Source organism: Stenotrophomonas sp. 2YAF22, from assembly GCF_052114665.1.
Lineage (GTDB): Bacteria > Pseudomonadota > Gammaproteobacteria > Xanthomonadales > Xanthomonadaceae > Stenotrophomonas > Stenotrophomonas indicatrix.
The window spans coordinates 1-3137 of record NZ_JBFRFE010000521.1 but is presented as its reverse complement, the minus strand read 5'-3'; the positions used below and the strand labels follow the sequence as shown (position 1 = coordinate 3137).

Below are 3137 nucleotides of genomic sequence, written 5' to 3'. Positions count from 1 at the left end.
GCACGCAGGCCAAGGCACCGGTGACCAGAGYGGCGGCGCACGCGGGGCCCAGCAGCGGCGACAAGGTCCGATCGGCAGCCATCGACACAGCGTGCCGTGGTAAGGCCTCACGCAACCATCAGGCAACTCCCTGCGGTTTTGTCAGCGCCCGACTAACGACGCACGCTGCCGCGGTGGAAGTTGACCCGGAAACTGGCGCCGCCTCCGACAGCCTCGCCCACGCTCACCGTGCCCCCGTGGTGCTGCACGATTTCCTTGACCAGATGCAGGCCCAGGCCGCTGCCGCTGCCGGCGGCACGCAGGCGGTGGAACGGCTCGAAGATCGCTTCGCGGTCACCGACCGGCACACCGGCGCCTTGATCGCTGACCTCCAGCAGGCCCTGTCGGTCCAGACGCACGCAGATGGTGCCGCGTCCGCCGCCGTGGACGATGGCGTTGTGCACCAGGTTGGCGATCACCCGGCCCAGGGCCAGGCCATCACCATGGATCCATACCGGCGTTTCCGGCGCATCCACTTCGAAGCCATAGCCGGCACCCACGACCAGCGGAGCGAGGTCCGCGGCCGCTTCGCGCACGACATGCGCCAGGTCCAGCCGCTGCAACGCTGCGACGTTCCGGTCCAGGCGCTGCAGGTCGAGCAGGTGCTCGGCGACGTTGCCGAGGCGGGCGACATCGGTCAGCAGCTGCGATTTCAACTCTCCCTGCGGCAACTGCGACAAGCGCGCCTGCACCACCGCAATCGGCACCCGCAGTTCATGCGCGGCATCGGCCAGGAACTTGTCGCGTGCTGCGTAGCCCTGCTGCACCTTGTCGATCGCATCGTTGAACGCTTCAACCAGAGGCGCCACCTCGGTAGACACCAGCTGCGCGTCCAGGCGCGCACCGGGCTGGCCGATATCAAGTTCCTTGGCCTGCTGCGCGGACCGGCGCACGCCACGCATGGCGCGGTGGATCACTGTCGGCATCACCAGCAGCGTGACCACGATCAACGGCAGGAAGAACCACAGGCCGATCAACCGCAGCACCATCAATGCGCCATCCAGCAGGCCGCCCTTCGGCGCCCCGCCCACCATCACCGTGATGCGGCGGCCGTCTTCGTTGCGGATCATCACCCGGGCCACGTCCAGGTACGGCGGTACCAGCGACCCCAGCTCGGTGGCGCCCAGTGTCGGCAGGCGGGCCAGCAGCGGCGCGTGGATGGCAGGCAGCGTGCCGCGCTGCAGCCATACACCCCGATCGTCGACCGCGGCAAACCACAGGTTGCCACCAGCACGCGCATCGAGCTTCTGCCAGCGTGCTTCGTCCAGCACCAGCCGGCCCCCTTCGCTGTGCACGGCATTGGCCGCGCTCTCGGCCATGAACATGTCCATGCCCCAGGTGTCCTTGTCGCCCCAGGTCAGGATCAGCGCGACAACGGCGAACAACACCGTGAAGGCCTGCGCCAGGAACAGCCGCCATGCCAGGCCCAGCGTGATCGAACGGATCGGTCGCGCCATCTCAAGCCTCCGCCAACAGGTAACCGACGCCACGGATCACGTGGATCTCCACGCCTGCCCCAGCCTGCTGCAGCGCCTTGCGCAGCTTTGAAATATGCGCGTCGAGCGCATTGGACTGGATCTCATCATCGAATCCGTACACCGCCGCTTCCAGCGCGCTGCGGGTGACCGTGCGCCCCTGCCGCATCGCCAAGGCCTGCAGCACCAGCACCTGCCGCCGCGGCAGTGCGACCGGCTGGCCATCCACCTGTGCCTGCAGCGATTCGAAATCAAACTCCAGCCGGCCCAGCCGCAACCGGGGGGTCACCATTGCCGACGGTCGACGCGATACGGCGCGGATGCGCGCCATCAGCTCTTCGATCGCCACCGGCTTGACCAGGTAGTCATCGGCACCGACATCCAGCCCCTCCACCTTGTCTGACAGGCCCCCCTTGGCGGTGAGCATGATCACCGCCAGGTTCGGCCGCAGGGCACGGGCAGTCGCCACGAARCCCACGCCATCACCATCCGGCAGCTGCCGATCGAGCAGCATCAGCTGATGCACCGGCTCACGCAGGGCGAGCGCAGCCTCGGCCAGGCTGCCGACCACGTCGGCGACCACACCCTGGCGCTCAAGCCCGGACTGCAGGGCTCGCGAGAGATCGGGGTCATCTTCGACCAGGAGAATACGCATCAGGGGCTCGGCAACCGGAAACGGTGCCGATCATAGTGCCTTCGGCGTGCAGGTGGCGGCGATGCCAGCAGATTGCGCCTGCGCAATGTTCCGACAATGTTGCGCGCGCAGCATGCATCGCCATCCCTGCAACGCACTACTTCGATGACCTCACTGTCCCCCGCCCTGCTGCGCCCCCTGCTGTGCACCGTCGCTCTCTCCACGCCGCTGCTGGCCACCGCGCAGGAACAGGCTCCGGGGGTACAGGCCGGCATCACCTTCGGCGCGACCACTGGCGCCTACGCACACTATGACGACAAGCCGCTGGTGCTGCCGGCGCTGTCCTGGCAGGGCAAGCGCTTCTTCGCCAGCCCCGGTTCGCTTGGCATGAACCTCTACAAGGCCGACGGCCTGCGCCTGTCGGCGGTGGCGACGCCCTACACGTTGCGCTTCAAGACCGACGACGTGAACGATCCGCAGCTGCGCCGCCTGCACAGCCGGCAGATGTCGGCGATGGTCGGCATCAATGCCGACTACAGCGCCGACTGGGGCGCGGTGGCGGCCAGCGTGAAGCGCGAAGTGAGCGGGCATGGCGGCGGTATTGAATCAAGCCTGCATTACAGCTATCCGATCCAGGCCGGTCGCTTCACCTGGGTGCCGCGCGTGGGCGTGGTGCATTCCAGCGCCCGCCTGCTCGACTACTACTACGGGATCAGCGACGAGGAAGCGCTGCGCTCCGGGCTGGCGGCCTACAAGCCCGGCAGTGCCACCTCGCCGAGCCTGCAGATCGCGGTCAGCACGCCGCTGGGTACGAAATGGCGCGCTACCGGCGTCGTCGCCAACCAGTGGTTCGGTGATGCCGTCGAGGACAGCCCGATGGCACGGCGCAGCAGCCAGACATCCGCTTTCATCTCACTGATGCGCGCGTTCTGACCGAACCTGCATCCGCCGCACGGACAACAAGGATCCCGCATGGCCGCCGTCACCCC

The 3137-nt window shown here is 67.6% G+C and carries 3 protein-coding genes; 1 reads left to right on the top strand and 2 read right to left on the bottom strand.

Going from position 1 to position 3137, the window contains the following annotated elements; all coding sequences use genetic code 11:
* Nucleotides 1–152: 152 nt before the first annotated feature.
* Both AB4Y84_RS17500 and AB4Y84_RS17495 read right to left on the bottom strand, forming a co-directional pair.
* A complete protein-coding gene (locus AB4Y84_RS17500; RefSeq protein WP_312107831.1) occupies nucleotides 153–1496 on the bottom strand; it encodes a sensor histidine kinase in 1344 nt (447 codons plus the stop codon).
* A gap of 1 nt (nucleotide 1497) precedes the next feature.
* Nucleotides 1498–2169 (bottom strand): response regulator transcription factor, encoded by a 672-nt coding sequence (locus tag AB4Y84_RS17495; RefSeq protein WP_025875225.1) that lies wholly within the window; start codon nucleotides 2167–2169, stop codon nucleotides 1498–1500.
* Between the two features lie 144 nt (nucleotides 2170–2313).
* On the opposite strand from AB4Y84_RS17495, the gene AB4Y84_RS17490 reads away from it, so the two are divergent.
* Nucleotides 2314–3081, top strand: coding sequence for a MipA/OmpV family protein (locus AB4Y84_RS17490; protein WP_312786234.1), 768 nt, complete (start codon nucleotides 2314–2316; stop codon nucleotides 3079–3081).
* Nucleotides 3082–3137 lie beyond the last annotated feature (56 nt).

Coding starts and splice junctions, on each gene's coding strand:
- AB4Y84_RS17490 (WP_312786234.1), top strand. CDS start 2,314: ATGACCTCACTGTCCCCCGCCCTGCTGCGCCCCCTGCTGTGCACCGTC.
- AB4Y84_RS17500 (WP_312107831.1), bottom strand. CDS start 1,496: ATGGCGCGACCGATCCGTTCGATCACGCTGGGCCTGGCATGGCGGCTG.